This window comes from Avibacterium gallinarum, assembly GCF_002921135.1.
Lineage (GTDB): Bacteria > Pseudomonadota > Gammaproteobacteria > Enterobacterales > Pasteurellaceae > Avibacterium > Avibacterium gallinarum.
The window spans coordinates 1-381 of sequence record NZ_PQVJ01000047.1 but is presented as its reverse complement, the minus strand read 5'-3'; the positions used below and the strand labels follow the sequence as shown (position 1 = coordinate 381).

Annotated in this window: 1 protein-coding gene and 1 pseudogene; both read left to right on the top strand. The window is 52.8% G+C overall.

All coding sequences use genetic code 11. The annotated features are described in order from the left end of the window. A pseudogene (gene iscA / locus C3007_RS09900) lies at positions 1–94 on the top strand (iron-sulfur cluster assembly protein IscA); the annotation flags it as partial. Between the two features lie 94 nt (positions 95–188). After that, the coding region (gene hscB, locus C3007_RS09895) for a Fe-S protein assembly co-chaperone HscB (protein ID WP_103854278.1) at positions 189–381 on the top strand (193 nt) is incomplete at its 3' end.

Here is a 381-nt window from a genome sequence, read left to right as displayed (position 1 = left end):
GGACTTCGTAAAAGAAGGCCTGAACGAAGGGTTTAAATTCACCAACCCGAACGTCAAAGATGAGTGTGGTTGCGGCGAAAGCTTCCACGTTTGATGCGCATACCGATAACCCCACCGTGGTCGCCTGCGCGTGGGGTTTGTTTACCTGATTCGCCGTTATCGCGGCGGATCGCAGCCCTGAGAATGTTATGGATTACTTCACCCTCTTTGGCTTGCCTGCCCGCTATCAACTCGATACCCAGGCGCTGAGCCTGCGTTTTCAGGATCTACAACGTCAGTATCATCCTGATAAATTCGCCAGCGGAAGCCAGGCGGAACAACTCGCCGCCGTACAGCAATCTGCAACCATTAACCAGGCCTGGCAAACGTTGGAACTTATTA